The 14495-nt window shown below is 47.3% G+C and carries 15 protein-coding genes; 7 read left to right on the top strand and 8 right to left on the bottom strand.

Annotated elements, in window-relative coordinates; translation table 11 throughout:
• Positions 1 to 62: 62 nt before the first annotated feature.
• Positions 63 to 356 carry a hypothetical protein gene (locus AC0YN3_RS30560; protein WP_475778671.1) on the bottom strand — a complete coding sequence of 98 codons (294 nt, stop codon included), beginning with the start codon at positions 354 to 356 and terminating at the stop codon, positions 63 to 65.
• Positions 357 to 537: 181 nt separating this feature from the next.
• Between AC0YN3_RS30560 and motA the strand changes: the two genes are divergently transcribed.
• Entirely contained in the window at positions 538 to 1338 is an 801-nt protein-coding gene (gene motA / locus AC0YN3_RS30555) for a flagellar motor stator protein MotA (RefSeq protein WP_475778718.1), read from the top strand.
• Positions 1322 to 2170 carry a flagellar motor protein MotB gene (locus AC0YN3_RS30550; RefSeq protein WP_475778670.1) on the top strand — a complete coding sequence of 283 codons (849 nt, stop codon included), beginning with the start codon at positions 1322 to 1324 and terminating at the stop codon, positions 2168 to 2170. Before motA ends, AC0YN3_RS30550 begins: the two co-directional genes overlap by 17 nt.
• Positions 2171 to 2240: 70 nt before the next feature.
• Here AC0YN3_RS30550 and rluF read toward each other — a convergent pair whose 3' ends face one another.
• The 3 genes from rluF to AC0YN3_RS30535 are packed head-to-tail and all read right to left on the bottom strand — an operon-like array spanning position 2241 to position 5601.
• The gene (rluF, locus tag AC0YN3_RS30545; protein ID WP_475778669.1) at positions 2241 to 2942 is read right to left on the bottom strand and encodes a 23S rRNA pseudouridine(2604) synthase RluF; all 702 of its coding nucleotides are present in this window, start codon (positions 2940 to 2942) and stop codon (positions 2241 to 2243) included.
• A 7-nt stretch (positions 2943 to 2949) separates the two neighbouring features.
• Complete coding sequence (locus AC0YN3_RS30540) at positions 2950 to 3732, bottom strand: NAD-dependent epimerase/dehydratase family protein (protein WP_475778668.1); 783 nt, start codon at positions 3730 to 3732, stop codon at positions 2950 to 2952.
• Positions 3733 to 3774: 42 nt separating this feature from the next.
• Positions 3775 to 5601 carry an ATP-binding protein gene (locus tag AC0YN3_RS30535; RefSeq protein WP_475778667.1) on the bottom strand — a complete coding sequence of 609 codons (1827 nt, stop codon included), beginning with the start codon at positions 5599 to 5601 and terminating at the stop codon, positions 3775 to 3777.
• Positions 5602 to 5801: 200 nt separating this feature from the next.
• Between AC0YN3_RS30535 and tadA the strand changes: the two genes are divergently transcribed.
• Positions 5802 to 6266, top strand: a complete 465-nt coding sequence (gene tadA, locus AC0YN3_RS30530) for a tRNA adenosine(34) deaminase TadA (RefSeq protein WP_475778666.1) — start codon at positions 5802 to 5804, stop codon at positions 6264 to 6266.
• Between the two features lie 9 nt (positions 6267 to 6275).
• Here tadA and AC0YN3_RS30525 read toward each other — a convergent pair whose 3' ends face one another.
• Positions 6276 to 6452 carry an aspartyl-phosphate phosphatase Spo0E family protein gene (locus AC0YN3_RS30525; protein ID WP_246432046.1) on the bottom strand — a complete coding sequence of 59 codons (177 nt, stop codon included), beginning with the start codon at positions 6450 to 6452 and terminating at the stop codon, positions 6276 to 6278.
• Positions 6453 to 6778: 326 nt separating this feature from the next.
• On the opposite strand from AC0YN3_RS30525, the gene AC0YN3_RS30520 reads away from it, so the two are divergent.
• The 4 genes from AC0YN3_RS30520 (at position 6779) to AC0YN3_RS30505 (ending at position 10830) form a co-directional block, all read left to right on the top strand.
• On the top strand, positions 6779 to 7660 hold the full coding sequence (locus AC0YN3_RS30520) for a LysR family transcriptional regulator (protein ID WP_475778665.1): 882 nt from the start codon (positions 6779 to 6781) through the stop codon (positions 7658 to 7660).
• Between the two features lie 300 nt (positions 7661 to 7960).
• Positions 7961 to 8248 carry a hypothetical protein gene (locus AC0YN3_RS30515; protein ID WP_475778664.1) on the top strand — a complete coding sequence of 96 codons (288 nt, stop codon included), beginning with the start codon at positions 7961 to 7963 and terminating at the stop codon, positions 8246 to 8248.
• 242 nt (positions 8249 to 8490) lie between these two features.
• Entirely contained in the window at positions 8491 to 9960 is a 1470-nt protein-coding gene (locus AC0YN3_RS30510) for a UDP-N-acetylmuramoyl-L-alanyl-D-glutamate--2,6-diaminopimelate ligase (protein ID WP_475778663.1), read from the top strand.
• Between the two features lie 153 nt (positions 9961 to 10113).
• The gene (locus AC0YN3_RS30505; protein WP_475778662.1) at positions 10114 to 10830 is read left to right on the top strand and encodes an aspartate/glutamate racemase family protein; all 717 of its coding nucleotides are present in this window, start codon (positions 10114 to 10116) and stop codon (positions 10828 to 10830) included.
• Positions 10831 to 10909: 79 nt separating this feature from the next.
• Here the strand turns inward: AC0YN3_RS30505 and AC0YN3_RS30500 are convergent, their stop codons facing one another.
• The 3 genes from AC0YN3_RS30500 to AC0YN3_RS30490 form a co-directional block, all read right to left on the bottom strand.
• On the bottom strand, positions 10910 to 11323 hold the full coding sequence (locus AC0YN3_RS30500; RefSeq protein WP_475778661.1) for an organic hydroperoxide resistance protein: 414 nt from the start codon (positions 11321 to 11323) through the stop codon (positions 10910 to 10912).
• Between the two features lie 291 nt (positions 11324 to 11614).
• Positions 11615 to 12712 (bottom strand): glycosyltransferase, encoded by a 1098-nt coding sequence (locus AC0YN3_RS30495; protein ID WP_475778717.1) that lies wholly within the window; start codon positions 12710 to 12712, stop codon positions 11615 to 11617.
• A gap of 75 nt (positions 12713 to 12787) precedes the next feature.
• Positions 12788 to 14495 (bottom strand): BclA C-terminal domain-containing protein (locus tag AC0YN3_RS30490; RefSeq protein WP_475778660.1); only part of this gene is annotated, 1708 nt, incomplete at its 5' end.

Genomic DNA, 14495 nt, shown 5'->3' with positions numbered 1-14495 from the left:
TCGACAATAAATGTAAAGATCCGACAGTAATCATCATTCATACGCCGAGTGGCTGTCGAATATTATATCAATCTAATAATCTGCGTAACTTTATCATCCTGCGATACCTCAATTACGTGATGCTTATTATTGTAGGTAATCACGCCAGTGCCCACTTCAATGACCGGGTTTTCGCCTAAACCAAAAAATACGTCATCGGCTAATGCTTCCATAACCTCATGTCGATCCTCGTCAGGCAGCGCTGCCCATTCATCCGCTTCCATCTCAAAAAAAGTATAGCTGCTCTCTATTTCGGCTACCGCTGCTGTCAAATCCTTCAATATATCTGCATATTCCCTTGCATGTCTTACGCCCATTTGTGTTTACCACCTTTATCAAAGTTCATTTTTGAGTGTATCTCTCTACTATTCTACCGCATTTTAGAAATTTTAACGTGTATGTCATCAAAACGTTTCATTTACTCTAACTTCAGAATGCCCATTTGACGATAATATAAGAAGTAGAGAAATGTCGAAAATGATTTGGACGGGGTGTATGATGAAAAATTCAACAATTATCGGTCTTGTACTAGGGTTAGTCGCTGTGCTCGGAGGGATGGTTTTAAAGGGAGCGCATCTATCGTCTCTTTTAAATCCAGCTGCCTATATGATTATTATATTGGGAACCGTGGCATCGGTTATGATCGCCTTCCCAATGTCCGAGCTCTCCAAGGTCGGTAAGCTGTTCAAAATGGTTTTCTCCGAGCAAAAGCTGCCGCAGCGTGATGAGCTTATCCAACGATTCATGGAATGGGCATCCATTACCCGCCGAGAAGGCTTGCTCGCTCTTGAAGCTAAAGTCGATGAAATTGAAGATACATTCCTTCGGAACGGCATGCGCATGATTATTGACGGCAACGATCAGGACTTCGTTCGCGACGTATTGCTTGAGGATATTGCCGCAACGGAAGACCGCCACAAAGCAGGGGCGCTTATCTTCACGCAAGCCGGCACATACGCGCCAACGCTCGGGGTACTCGGAGCGGTTGTCGGGCTAATCGCGGCACTGGCCGATATGAGCGATATGGCTAAGCTCGCTCATGCGATCGCGGGTGCATTCATCGCGACGCTGCTCGGTATTTTTACAGGTTATGTGCTATGGCATCCCATTGCGAACAAATTGAAGCGCATGTCGAAACAAGAAATTCAAATTCGCCTGATGATGGTAGAAGGTCTTCTCTCCATACAATCCGGCGTTTCAACCATTGCTATCAATCAGAAGCTATCTGTATTCCTTACGCCTACGGAAAGAATCAAGATGAGGGAGAAGGAGGAAGGCGCCGTTGAGCAGAAAGCATAGGCATGAAGAACATGAGGAGCATGTAGACGAATCCTGGCTCATTCCTTACGCCGATTTGCTCACCCTGCTGCTTGCGCTCTTTATCGTGTTGTACTCCATGAACTCAGTCGATGTAAAGAAGTTCGAAGAAATGTCCGAAGCGTTCAGCGTTGCCCTTAGTACGGGGAGCGGTATTCTAACGGAATCCGCTATCGTCAAATCGGGTGACGACGACGGCAAGAAACAAGACGAGGCCGGCGGCGTAATCGACTCGAAGGATGAAAGCAAAGAAGAAAGCGAAGACAAAGACCAGACCGCTGAAGAAAAAGCCCGCGAGGCAATCATGGAACAAGAGCAGAAGGATCTGGAAGATCTGAAAAAGAAGATTGACGCCTATATTGAGAAAAACGGTCTCACGACCGATTTGGAAACACAGCTCAATCTCTCCCAGCTCATGATTACGATTAGCGACAATGCTTTATTTGCTCCGGCACAAGCTACGGTTAAGACGGAATCGAGAGAGTTAGCCGTCGCGATCGGCAAAATGCTTCAACAATATCCGGATTATGAAGTTATTGTATCCGGTCATACCGATACGACTCCTATTTCGACCGTGTTTTTCAAATCGAACTGGGATTTAAGCTCCATGCGTGCTATTCGCTTTATGGATATCCTGCTTGAGAACAAGCAGCTAAAGCCTGAGCGCTTCAGCGCGATCGGCTATGGCGAGTATCGCCCCGTAGCCGATAACAAGACGGCGACAGGCAAATCCAAAAACCGTCGCGTAGAAGTATCGATTATGCATTCCTATTCCAATGAGGCGAGCGCTCAGAAGCTAGCCGTTACCAAGTAATAGAACAAAAGCCTTGAATCCACTCCCAATCAAGAGTGACATTCAAGGCTTTTGTATGTAATGGCCACCTTTAGACCGGTTTATAATTCAGCGTTTCGAATAAAGCGGACTTCTCGGCGTCCGTCAAATCTCTCCACTTCCCAACATGCAGACCGGCTAGCTGGATGTTCATGATGCGCTGCCGCTGCAATCTTCTCACATGATAGCCAAAAGCCTCGCACATTCTGCGAATCTGACGATTGCGGCCTTCCGTTAGAGTAATGCGGAACACACGGTCCGTCACTCTTGTAACCACGCAAGGCAGCGTCATACTGCCTAGAATATGAACGCCGCTCGCCATTCCTTTCAAGAAGGCATCCGTTACCGGCTTGTCAACGGTCACCAAATACTCCTTCTCATGCTTGCCTTCCGACCTCAGGATTGGATTCACGATATCACCGTCATTCGTGAGAAGAATTAAGCCCTCTGAGTCCTTATCCAGCCTTCCAATCGGGAATATACGCTCCGAATGCCCGACGAAATCCACAATGTTTCCTTTAATGTGAAGCTCAGTCGTGCTAGTAATGCCCACTGGCTTGTTGAGCGCGATATAGACATGGTTTTTTTGCTCACCGATCTTCTGTCCGTCAACGCGTACATCGTCGCCCAGCTCTGCTTGGCTTCCCAGCTGTGCCGTAGCTCCGTTAATCGTAACGCGGCCGCTGTCAACCAGCTTATCTGCCTCGCGTCTAGAACAGTATCCCGTTTCACTTATGAACTTGTTGATTCTCAAAACTGATTCACCCCGTTGTATGTACTGCCAAATCGGCAATTTGGTCCGATGGAAAATACCGCATGGCTGCTTGCCTATTGTCTAGAGGTCTTGCCGCGTCTCTGTCCAATGCTTCTTCTGCTGCCTTTACCATTGCCCGCGCAACATCCTCGCCTTTAATGGGACGATACTTGCGCAATGGACCGACCATTGCAAATGCAAGCCCTTTGGAGGCAATCGCCCCGAAGGCTTCCCCAGGCCGTACGTCATGTCGCTCGCCTAGCAGCAGGGAAGGCTGAAAAACATGAATGTTCGGCAAGCGCAGCCCTGCAAGCGCATCTTGCAGTTCGCCCTTCACACGGCTATAAAAGATACGCGAGCCTGAATCTGCCCCCATTGCCGTAACGACAGAGAACACAGGAGCACCGATGCGCTCAGCATACTCTGCCAGCTTAAGCGGATACTCGTAATCGACCCTTCGGAAAGCCTCCTTCGTTTTGGCTATCTTTATGGTCGTACCTAGCGTACAAAATACTACATCCGCCTCTACCTGCGCTAATGCTTCATCCATACTCGCAAGGTCAGCCACGATCATGTGTAGTTTTGCTTTTTCGCTTGCATCGACTGACCGGTCCATATCGAATACTCGCCTAGAGAGCACCGTTACCTTCCTGACCAGAGGATTGCGAAGCAGCTGAACAAGCAAAGCATTCCCAATCAAACCGGTAGCTCCTGCTAACACGACACGGTAGCCGGTCAGTTCTTTCCCAGGGGTCCTGCTTTGCGAATCCCTTAATGATTCAAGCTTCAATGAAACCCCTCCTTCGCCGTCTACATGAAGTCCGAATCATACTCATGCTTCCAGTATACCGTTCTCTCTCGATTCTTTCAAAGCCGGCAGCATTAAATTAATCGTCGTTCCCACATTGACCTGGCTTTTAATCTCCATTGTTCCTCTATGGCTATTAATGATACGCTGGGTAACCATGATTCCCAGACCGGTCCCCGTCTCTTTGCCCGTAAAAAAAGGATCTCCAATCTTCGAAATCATTTCCTCCGGTATTCCCATGCCTTCATCCGTAATCGCTATCGTGATGTGCTCGCGCTTATGCGTAATGTGGATATGAATCTTCCCGCCGCTTGGCATGGCTTCAATTGCATTCTTAATGAGGTTGATGAAAACCTGCTTCAGCTGGTTCTCTTCACAAGAAATCAAGCATCCCTCTTCGGTCAGTGAGACACGGAACTCAATATTGTGAAGAAGCGCTTCGCTATTCATTAAGGCAATGACATCCTGCAGCACGTCTCTCAAATCCTTGGTTACGAATCTTGTTGCCTGCGGCTTGGCCAAAATCAGAAATTCCCCGACAATTAAATTGATGCGGTCGAGCTCCGATAGCATCAGTGCGACATGCGAGAGCGCAAGCTTCTTGCTCTCCTGCTGCAATTGAAGAAATCCGCGGAGCGTCGTCAGTGGATTGCGTATCTCGTGGGCTACGCCTGCTGCAAGCTGTCCGACCGTCGTCAGCTTCTCCGACCTGCGCAGCAGCTCCTCCATTTTATTGCGGCTTCTCATATCTCTTGATATGCTGGCAAAAGCTCTTATGGTTCCGTCCGAATCCCGGATTGGCGATATGGTTACGCTGACGGGAATCATCTCGCCAAGCTTGGTCATTCGCATCGTTTCCTGTGCGGGCAGCACCTTTCCCGATAGGATTTGATTCAACATTTGCCTAAGCTCCGCTTCATGCGAGATCGGAAGAATCGGATGAACGAGCCCAATGGCTTCCTCTTCTTCATAGCCGAATAGCAGCTCGAATGCTCGGTTAACCTGTATCACTTTTCCATCTAAATCAACTAAGTGGATCGCGTCGCTCGTATGGTTAATAAATGACTCCAAATGCTCCTTCATGCGCCTATTTTCTTCAAACGCCCTGCGCAGCTTATTCATATAGATGCTAAGATTCTGCGACATGGCATTGACCTTAAGGGCGAGCAAGCCGAATTCGTCCTTCCGTTTTATCCGAATCGGCTGTTGGAATCTGGCCGAGGATACCTCGTTCACCTTCCATAAGATATCCTTCAGCGGCCTGATCATGACGCCAACCAATGAATAGCTAATGACGAATACAAGTAACATCATAATCCCGGTAAACATCAAGGAATCGCTGCGTTTCTTGCTGATAAGCTGTTTAATGCCCACTCCGTCATAAACAACGCTTATCATATAATTTCCCGTAGGTTTTGTATAATAAAAGCTTCTATAGTATGTCTTCCCGTTAATTACCATTTTTCTTAGCTCGAAGCCGCTTTTCCTTGCTTTGGATATAATGGACTGATCGCCTAACGCATCTACATATGTATATGAACCATAGGGAACGGACAGGGTGTCTTGCTCAAATACCGTTATTTCCTTTATATTTGGATTTATTGTTTTCACTATTTCAAAAACATGTTCGGGTGTTGATGGGTTCCCTTCTTGAAATATCGTCCCGAGTCCAGGCTTCTGCTCAAATGCAGAAAATGAATTGGCAATATGCATGGATGTATCCTGCATCGTTTGACGCGCTTGCTCCCTCATACCCTGCATCATGGAGTACTCGCTTAAAATGTGGTGTATGATAAAAAAGGTAAATACAATAAGCGTAATCAAGACGGAAAATTTCATCTTAATCGACAATGACCGACACATCCTTTTACACTAAAACGTGTTTATTAACAACTTATACACACTATCAACAGTTATTGTACACATCCCTGAATAAAATGTGAGTATTTATGTGCATATCGTCATACTTATCCACAATGTTATCCACTACATGTTAACAACAGAATATTTGTTCGTTGTATAATGATTAATTTGTAAAGGAGCTTTCAATCATGCTGAGAGAACAAGAGGACGAAAAATGGATGCAAGAAGCGATTATAGAAGCAAAAAAAGCCGAGCAAATTGGTGAGGTTCCTATCGGAGCGATAATTGTCAGAAACAATGAAATCATAGGGAGAGGCTACAATTTGCGAGAAACGCAGTTTGATCCAACCGCGCATGCCGAAATGGTAGCTATCCGCGACGCCTGCGATCGCATCGGCGCTTGGAGATTGTTGGATTGTACATTATATGTCACGCTGGAGCCTTGTCCAATGTGCGCGGGCGCCATCGTCCAGTCCCGTGTCAAACGTGTGGTATACGGTACTGCCGATCCAAAAGCAGGATGCGCGGGCACGCTTATGAATTTACTGCAAGAGCCCCGTTTCAACCATGAAACGGAGCTCACCAGTGGTATTCTGCAGCCTGAATGCGCGTTATTGCTCAAACAATTCTTCCGCCGACTTCGGGAAAAGTAATATGGCCTATTAGTCGTTGCGGCTTATCGTAATGTGGGTTAGCTCATCTCTTTGTATATACTGTAACGCAACAATAAGCTGATCGGCCTCTTCGCTAATTGCTAGAACATCCGGATCTGTCAAGCTGCCGCGTGCTTCGGCTATTTCATGAAGCTTTAGCCGCAGCGACTGCAATTGTTTAAGCAAGTGTTTTTTGTCCATAGCTCGCTTCGGGGCACGCTCCTTATTTAGCACTCGTGTGGTAATGCTTCTATTATACTCGTAGCATAATAAGGAGTTTGTAAAATCCTGTCGACGAAGGTAGACAATTTTCGGGCATTATTCGACAAAATGAAGTTATTTATTCCAAATTATAGGTCTTTATAACTAATTAAATCAATCATTTTCTGGAAATTAAATCATTTGTAGTTAGCGCCTAGTTATATATGCACATCGATTTATTGATATTGATAATCATAATCAATTGATATATAATTAACCTAATTACTTTTTTATAGCGGAGTGTATGCCAAATGAGTTCTGCCGATAAGCTTCAAACCTTTTTGACGCTCGTTGAATGCCGCTCGTTTACCGAAACAGCAAAGCGGTTGTATACATCCCAGCCTACGGTAAGCAACCATATTCAACAGCTGGAAAATCAGTATGGTGCTGCTTTGTTTCATCGATCCGGTAAAAGTGTCGTTCTCACGAATAAGGGTAAAATCCTATACGATTATGCCCAAAGAATTATGTCTCTCTACCAGGAAGCAGCTTCCGAGCTTCAGAATGATACGCAGCAAGGCTTACATATATACATTTGCAAGGATTTAAATACCTATTTACTGTCCGATATGATCAAACGTTTTATCGACAAATACCCCGACAAATCGATGCCCTTGCACGTCGTCGAAAATGTCGAAATACAGAAGAAGCTTCAGCAAAAGAAAACAAACCTGGCCATTATGCCGCTGACTGAATCGAGCGACTATAACGAGTACGGTTACGATAGCGAAACCTTGTTCGCAGAAGACTTGCTGCTGGTCGCATCGCCTGAGCATCCATGGAGCAAACGCAAAATGCTATATCTAAGGGACCTGAGCCATCAGAAGCTGCTCGTTCCTAAAAATGAGCAGCTGCAAGCTGTGATTACTAAAGCGCTAAACCGGAGTCAAATCCCAATTGAAATCATCTATATGAAGAACTTCGACGAGATTAATGAAGAGCTTAAACGTAGCCATGCCCTTGCCTTTTTGCCTTATTATGCGGTCAATATGAGCATTTCGAGCGGCGAGTTGATTACCCGGCCGGTAGCAGGCATGCAAATTAAACGAAGCAATGGCTTCGTCATTCGGAAAAACACCGTTTTGACCGAGCTTGAGCAGGCCTTCTATTCCTTTGCTAAAGAAGCTTTTTAGTCCCTATCCCCCATGATTGCTTCCTTCTCTGGGAACGATTCGTCCCCCACGGGTTCTATGCACAACTCGAATACAGAAGCAAACAGAGCAGGTACATCCCTTGTACCTGCTCTTGCCTTTCGAATGTCTAGTTTTGATGACAAACCCGCCATCCTGCCGCTATTTATGAGGATAAATCCATTTGTATTATAAGAATGTATGAAGTAAAATTATTAAAAACTGAATATATATACGGATGTCGGGATGTGCCTTTGTGAATAACAAGGCAGTAATCGTCGGAGAGATTGATATCTCCTCACTATGGAAGACATTGCAGCATTCATACGCTTTTTGAAGGACTATTCGAGCAAGCAGAGCGCGCCTCCCGTTCTTATTCGGTGCCATGACTCCTATCTCGAGGTCATCGATGAGTATCTGGAGGAGCCGAGAGAGCATTACCTTATCCCGCAAAACGCACCTGGCATATATTCGGATATGATGAATAAAGAAATACTACAGCGGTTGTCGCTCAAAAACGGTGTTTGCGTTACGGAAACGGTCCGTGTGAACGAAGATGGCTTTTTCCAGAGAGAATTGATTATGCCATAAAGTATCCACGTATCGTAAAGCCGACCGACTCGCCTTCCTTTGTTGCCAAGTTCAGAAGAAAGCTCTTCAAAGCAAACAACCGCGCCGAGCTTGAACAAGCCTTGGATATGCCATCTGGGATTGGAAGGACCCTAAGCCAGCTTTCTCATATGCTGCTATCTTCGGTGGCAAGCTAACGAAAAAGCTCCTTAGGCGGTAGTCGAAGCAAGACAGGTACAGGTGACTAGAATGGAGCTGAACGTATGTTATTGAATACCTTACTTACTGATCTGGAATACACGCTCGTGAAAGGTGATTTACATAGAGAAGCCTCTGCTATTGCCTATGACTCCCGAGAGGCTTCAAAAGATACCGTATTCGTTGCGGTTTCTGGCTTCTCGGTAGACGGACACCAATACATCGATAAGGCGATTGCGCTTGGTGCAACAACCATTATTCTAGAAAAGGATATTGCTGTTCCAGAGGACGTAACCGTTCTTAAGGTTGCGAACACGCGCGAGGCGTTGGCCCGAGTATCTGCCAACTTCTATCATCGTCCTACGGAGCAAATGAATCTCCTAGGCATCACCGGGACAAATGGGAAAACATCAACAACTTATTTTCTCCAATCCATATTTGAACAAACGGGTACCTCACTCGGTGTCATCGGTACCATCGGGACAGTGATTGGTGATAAAGTGTTCCAGAACAAAAACACAACGCCTGAATCACTGAATCTCCAGCAGATCTTCGCGGAAATGATTCAGTCCGACATGAAACACTGCGTTATGGAGGTTTCTTCGCATGCGCTTAATTTGAACCGGGTAGCCCACTCCAGCTTCAATACGGGTATCTTCACGAACCTTACGCCGGACCATCTCGAGCTGCACCATACGATGGAGGAATATTTCGAGGCTAAGGCAAAGCTATTTGACATGACAACGGACTATAATATTATTAACGCTGACGATTCTTACGGCCGTAGGCTAATCGATCGCTTGCGAGACAAAGAGCCAAAGCTGCTTACCTACGGCATCGAACAGGAAGCAGATATTCACGCGTCTGATATACACTATTTTGCAGACTACACCGTTTATACCGTTCATACGCCAAGAGGCAGCGCGACCGTTAAAGTGAATCTCCCAGGTACCATTTACGTATACAATAGCTTGGCCGCAGTCGCAACCGCGTATGCCAACCAGTTTAGTCTTCAGCAAATCGCCCAAGGCATAGCAGCCGTAGAAGGCATCAAAGGCCGCTTGGAAGTCGTTTATCAGGATGAAGACAGCAAGATCATTGTCGACTTTGCACATACCGAGGATAGCTTGGAGAAGGCTTTGACGACGATCAGACCATTTGCCAAGGGCAGGATTATACTCGTATTCGGCGTATATGCTTCTGACGGAGAGTCCGGTACAGAGAAACGCAGGGCGATGGCCAAGGTTGCCGCTGCAAATGCTGACTTTTCCGTCATTACTTCAGATAACCCGAAATTGCAGGACAATAATCTTATTATTCGTGAGATCGTTGAGGCCATGGAGGCTTGCAAGGGGGACTACGAAGCGGTCGTCGATCGCCGGGATGCCATTGCTTTTGCCATTAACATCAGCCAAAAAGGCGATGTGATCCTGATTGCGGGCAAGGGCCATGAAACTACGCAAATTATCGGAAAGACCGAGTATCCTTTTAACGAAGCGGAGATTGTTAGGGAAATGAAGTTAAGAGCCAAGTGACCCAGCCACATTCAATACGAGCCTTTTAAAGGACCAGGTATCCTGTGGTCAGGATTACCACTTTTAACGGCTATGAGGAAATGGGAAGCCATGTTATGATGCTCGGTACTTCAATATTTTCAGTTATATAATTCATTAAAAGTAGGTTGAACAATGGAAGCTAAAAGCTTAGGCGTCATAGGCGGGATGGGACCGAAAGCAACATCCGTATTTTTCGACATGATTATCGAGCAGACCGAGGCGGACAAGGACCAAGACCATATCGACATGGTCATCCTGAATCATGCTACATTACCCGATCGAACTGGTGTTATTCTAGGCAAGAACGGCGAGCTGTTTCTTAAGGCGGTTGCCAAGGATTTGAAGCTGCTGGAATCATCCGGTGTATCCAATATCGCCATTCCTTGTAACACCTCGCATTATTTTTATGACGACATGCAGCGGATGACTGGCGTTAACATCATCAATATGGTAGACGAAACCTTAAAGGAAATTCACAACAGATTCGGAGAACACTGCAAGGTAGGCATACTGGCTACCAACGGTACGGTGAGCAGCGGTGTTTATCGAAAAGGCTGCGGACAATATAACATGCAGTTGCATGAGCCCGATGCCGCGGTACAAGAACATGTTATGGATATCATCTACAACAAAGTGAAGCGCAATTTGCCAGTTGAACCCGCTGAATTCGAGGGCATTATCAACCATTTGCTCATTCACGACGAATGCCAATGCGTTATTATTGCCTGCACCGAGCTTTCTTGCATCCCCATTCAAGGCGAGGTTGCAAAAAACTGCGTGGATGCGATGTCTGTGCTTGTTCAGAAGTCCATTGAGCTATCCGACAAACGTTCTATCTCTTCTAAATAAATAAATAAATTGGAACAAAAAAATCCGGAGAACGTTCTCCGGATTTTTTTTGCATTATCGGATGAGGCGATTGCATCACTTACAGAACATTAAGCTCAACGTCTATGTTGCCGCGGGTCGCTCTCGAATACGGACACACCTGATGCGCTGCCTCAGCAAGCTCCTTCGCAACCTCCGGTTCTACGCCTACGATTGAAATATCGAGCTTTGCTTGGAGCTGATAATTCCCGTCTTCTATCTTTCCTAACGTTACGTGAGCGGTTACTTCGGTTTTTTCTACTTTGATTTTTTTCATGCGGGCCACGACATTAAGCGCGCTCTCGAAGCAGGCTGCGTAACCGCCGGCAAATAGCTGCTCCGGGTTTGTAGCGCCCCCTGGGCCCCCAAGTTCCTTCGGCGCTCTCACCTCTACATTCAATATGTCGTCGCTCGATACGATCTTACCGTCTCTTCCACCCGTTGCCGTTGCTGTTGCTGTGTATAATTTCTGCATGATAAATTCCTCCATTGTAATAGTGTTGTGAATCGGGACTTCATAGTCGGTCCGTGTACATGGCTTGTGCTGGCAACAAGAAAATGCATCCTGATTTCTTATTACCCAAATGTAGCTATTCTATTCCATTAGCGAAACGCGACTGCCTTTCTTTTTTAAATTGTATATAATTTAATTTTATAAAATTAATATACACTTATTGATGTTCGTTGTCAACAAATAAGCAAGCTCCCCTTCATTGTTGCTGAAGGGAGCTTGCTTGTTTGTAAACATTTATTATTTAACGAAATTTTACTGCAACGCCTTTTCGTTCTTTTTCTTGCCTAAACGATGATTCAAATAGGAGCGGTTCGCTAATATCCGTTCATCCGTAGGCCTGAACTGTGCTGCTTTCTCGTTATGCTCATGTGCCTTCTCATACTCGCCTATGCGGTCAAAGCAAACGCAAAGCTGAAGATGGGGCAGCCATGTGGAACAGGCGAGATTCTCAAAACCCCAGTTCTGCTCCGGCTTCTCAACGCTGAGTGCCAGCTTATACCAGTAAACCGCCAATTTAGGCTCATTTTGTTGAAGGAAATGATAACCGAGTCGACAGCAAAATTCCGGCCGCGGCTTATCATAATGAAAGGAGCGGAAGATGGAGTCAAGCGCATTCCTAGCTTCATTGAGCTCGCCATAACAATCGGCCAGTCTGCTGCAGGCGGCTATGTTATCCTCAATCCAGCCTTTTCCCGTTGCCAGAAATTTATCGTAATACCGTACGGCTGCTTCGTATCTCCCATGATCCTTAAGCTCATTGGCATAATAAAATAAGTCGCGTGGAGAAAAGATTTCTCCTTTGGCCAGACGCTGCTCATAAATGTTTACATTACGGTCGCTGTCATGGTGAATACTGCTGTGCGTTACGGCGACATCGCTGTGGAAAATATCCCCGTACACTTCTAGATATTCGTGAACCGGCCCGATCCACTGAAAGGCCCGCTCCCGCTTCACAATTCGATTGCGTCTTAGCTTCGAGGTGACATTGCCGAATTCATCGAATGCCAGATGGTATTCCATCGATACAGAGTCAACGGCGGGGTTCAGCTTTTTCTTTAATGCTTTTAGCTTTCTTCGGTCAGACTCCTTCAATATATCATCGGCATCCAGCCACATGACATGCGATTTCGTCGCCAAGGAAAAAGCATAGTTGCGAGCAGCGGCAAAATCATTGATCCACGTAAAGTGTTCAATACGATCCGTAAACTCACTCGCAACCTGTATTGTCGAATCCGTAGAACCTGTATCTACAATAATGATTTCGTCGACGATGTCCTTCACGGATGAAAGACATCGCCCGAGCGTTTCTTCTTCATTTTTGACAATGAGGCACAAGCTGATCGAGATCAATTTAACCACGCTCCCGCGAGTTGATTGCATTGATTCATCATATTCTCGTGCTACAATCCTGTTACTGTCTTGCCATTAGCTTAAGCGGATGATTGTCAATGCTGCGCCTGCGCTTCCTCCAAGCAGTGTTGCGGCACCGAGCAACCCAAACATTTGAAGCGTAATCGTGTTGCCTGCGGCTAAGGTTACAACAACATCGTTATTGAAGTTCGATAAGCTCAGAACCGGCGCAATCGTGGATGCGGTATTCGCTGCGCCGTTGATAAGCAGTCTCGTACTGAGAAGCAGTGCGGCTGTCGTGTTGATTTGATAGCTTATAAAATATCTGCCCGCATTGGCAACCGTGAAGGTATCATTGGCTCCATTGACTGTAATACCCGTACCCAAGTTCTGTGCGCTTGGGAGCGCTACGTTTGTTCCACCAAGAACGACCGCAATAATGGCCCCAGTCGTATTCGCCGCAAACCCTGACTGATCCGTAAGAGAAGTACCTGTCGCACCCGTTGAACCTGTGCTGCCTGTTGCTCCTGTTGCACCTGTTAATCCCGTAGCTCCAGTCGTACCCGTTACTCCTGCTCCTGTCGCACCTGTAACCCCAGTCGCTCCCGTCTCACCTGTTGCTCCTGTTGACCCCGTAGCTCCAGTCGTACCCGTTACTCCTGCTCCTGTCGCTCCAGTAACCCCAGTCGCTCCCGTTTCACCCGTTGCTCCTGTTGCACCAGTAGCTCCAGTCGTGCCCGTTACTCCTGCTCCTGTCGCTCCAGTAACCCCAGTCGCTCCCGTTTCACCCGTTGCTCCTGTTGTCCCCGTAGCTCCAGTCGTTCCGGTCACTCCTGCTCCTGTCGCACCCGTAACCCCAGTCGCTCCCGTTTCTCCTGATGCTCCTGTTACACCTGTTGCTCCAGTCGTGCCCGTTACTCCTGCTCCTGTCGCTCCAGTAACCCCAGTCGCTCCCGTTTCACCTGTTGCTCCTGTTGACCCCGTAGCTCCAGTCGACCCAGTTACTCCTGCTCCTGTCGCTCCAGTAACCCCAGTCGCTCCCGTTTCGCCCGTTGCTCCTGTTGTCCCCGTAGCTCCAGTCGACCCAGTTACTCCTGCTCCTGTCGCACCTGTAACCCCAGTCGCTCCCGTTTCTCCTGTTGCTCCTGTTGACCCCGTAGCTCCAGTCGTACCGGTTACTCCTGCTCCTGTCGCTCCAGTAACCCCAGTCGCTCCCGTTTCACCTGTTGCTCCTGTTGACCCCGTAGCTCCAGTCGTTCCCGTTACTCCTGCTCCTGTCGCACCTGTAACCCCAGTCGCTCCCGTTTCGCCTGTTGCTCCTGTTGCTCCTGTTAATCCCGTAGCTCCAGTCGTTCCCGTTACTCCTGCTCCTGTCGCTCCAGTGACTCCGTCTGCACCCGTTGCTCCTGTTGCTCCACTTGCCGCGAGCTGCGTATAATCCGGCGATGTGTCCGGCGTGCCTGTCGGTGGCGCTGTGTTTACGATATAGGTGCTGCCGTTATATGTTACCACTTGACCTACTGGGTACGTTGGTGCCGCTAGCGGATCAAACGCAACGATGCCGCTTAAACCTACTCCTGTCGCCCCGGTTACCCCAGTTCCCGTTGCACCTGTTGCTCCAGTTACACCAGTTAAACCCTGTATGCCTGTCGCTCCAGTAGCTCCTGTTGACCCCGTAGCTCCAGTCGTTCCCGTTACTCCTGCTCCTGTCGCTCCAGTGACTCCGTCTGCACCCGTTGCTCCTGTTGCTCCACTTGCCGCGAGCTGCGTATAATCCGGCGAT

The sequence above is a fragment of the Paenibacillus sp. J22R232 genome (assembly GCF_056269165.1).
The sequence above is the reverse complement of the archived record's forward strand: the minus strand, read 5'-3'. Positions and strand labels throughout refer to the sequence as shown.

Coding starts and splice junctions, on each gene's coding strand:
- AC0YN3_RS30560 (WP_475778671.1), bottom strand. CDS start 356: ATGGGCGTAAGACATGCAAGGGAATATGCAGATATATTGAAGGATTTG.
- motA (WP_475778718.1), top strand. CDS start 538: ATGAAAAATTCAACAATTATCGGTCTTGTACTAGGGTTAGTCGCTGTG.
- tadA (WP_475778666.1), top strand. CDS start 5,802: ATGCTGAGAGAACAAGAGGACGAAAAATGGATGCAAGAAGCGATTATA.
- AC0YN3_RS30520 (WP_475778665.1), top strand. CDS start 6,779: ATGAGTTCTGCCGATAAGCTTCAAACCTTTTTGACGCTCGTTGAATGC.
- AC0YN3_RS30515 (WP_475778664.1), top strand. CDS start 7,961: ATGGAAGACATTGCAGCATTCATACGCTTTTTGAAGGACTATTCGAGC.
- AC0YN3_RS30510 (WP_475778663.1), top strand. CDS start 8,491: ATGTTATTGAATACCTTACTTACTGATCTGGAATACACGCTCGTGAAA.
- AC0YN3_RS30505 (WP_475778662.1), top strand. CDS start 10,114: ATGGAAGCTAAAAGCTTAGGCGTCATAGGCGGGATGGGACCGAAAGCA.
- AC0YN3_RS30500 (WP_475778661.1), bottom strand. CDS start 11,323: ATGCAGAAATTATACACAGCAACAGCAACGGCAACGGGTGGAAGAGAC.